Source organism: Salinicola sp. (assembly GCF_982684285.1).
The window spans coordinates 1-1,130 of sequence record NZ_CEXLVS010000512.1; the positions used below are offsets into that span (position 1 = coordinate 1).

Annotated in this window: 2 protein-coding genes; one reads left to right on the forward strand and one right to left on the reverse strand. The window is 42.3% G+C overall.

Going from position 1 to position 1,130, the window contains the following annotated elements; translation table 11 throughout:
• On the forward strand, positions 1-496 hold a 496-nt coding region (locus tag AC3AYF_RS21545; protein WP_487780510.1), incomplete at its 5' end, for an ATPase, T2SS/T4P/T4SS family.
• Between the two features lie 108 nt (positions 497-604).
• On the opposite strand, the gene AC3AYF_RS21550 is transcribed toward AC3AYF_RS21545, so the two are convergent.
• The coding region (locus AC3AYF_RS21550; RefSeq protein ID WP_487780511.1) for a response regulator at positions 605-1,130 on the reverse strand (526 nt) is incomplete at its 5' end.

The window sequence follows — 1,130 nt, forward strand, 5'->3', positions numbered from 1 at the left end:
TGCACTTAAAGCCAGTTTGAGGGATGCGCCAGATGTTATTTTAATTGGCGAAATCCGCGATAGAGAAACCATGGAAGCGGCTTTAGAGCTCGCCAACCCAGGTCACTTATGTATTTCAACCTTGCATGCTAATAACGCTAATCAAGCAATGGAACGTATTATCAATATGTTCGATCAAGCCCAACATAAACAGCTTTTCATGGACATCTCTGCCAACTTAGGTGCGGTGATATCTCAACGATTAATTCCGGATGTGCACGGCAAACGCTGTGCAGCAATCGAAGTGATGTTGAATACACCTCATATTGCCAGCCTAATCTTAAAAGGTAGCTTGAATGAAATCAAAGAAGCGATGGCTAACAGTGGGGCTGATGGTATGCAAACCTTTGACGATGCATTAATCACTCTTTATAAAGATGGTCGTATCAGTTTGGATGAAGCGTTAAGAAATGCGGATTCTCGCAATGATCTGGAAGCCAAAATCCACTTTGGTTAAATCATTGAGACCTAACTGAAGTTAAACTGAGCCACGTCCGATCTAAAGAAAGTTCGATTACTAGGGAAAGCAAAATCCCCAAAATTCACTACGAAGTCGCACATAAATTTAATGTTTAATAATACCTAACACCATTGCGATATGGGCTAAGTCTGCTGCGGTGCTGACATTCAATTTATGTTTGATTTGGGTGTTGTAGTTCGCCACGGTTTTATAACCCAAACAAAGTTGTTCGGATGCTTCATGGGCAGTCATGCCTTTGGCAACTAAGCAAAATACATCAAATTCGCGTGGCGATAATAAGTCCACCACCTCGCGATATTGTTCCGCTTCATTTTGGGCAATGTGACCGGTTTCAACTCTCAATCCAGACTCTATGTATAACTCACCCTTCACCACGGCTTGTATCGCTTCAGCTAGAATTTCGGGCGCACTATTTTTACTGACATATCCTTTCGCTCCGGCCTGCATGGCTCGTTCTACATAGATCGCTTCATCGTGGATGCTATATACCAATACTCTAGCACTGTTATTTTGTTTAATTAAACGACGAATAGCTTCTAAACCACCAATGCCCGGCATCGATAAATCTATGACCACCACATCGGGTTGAAATTTAGCATATAGCTGCGTG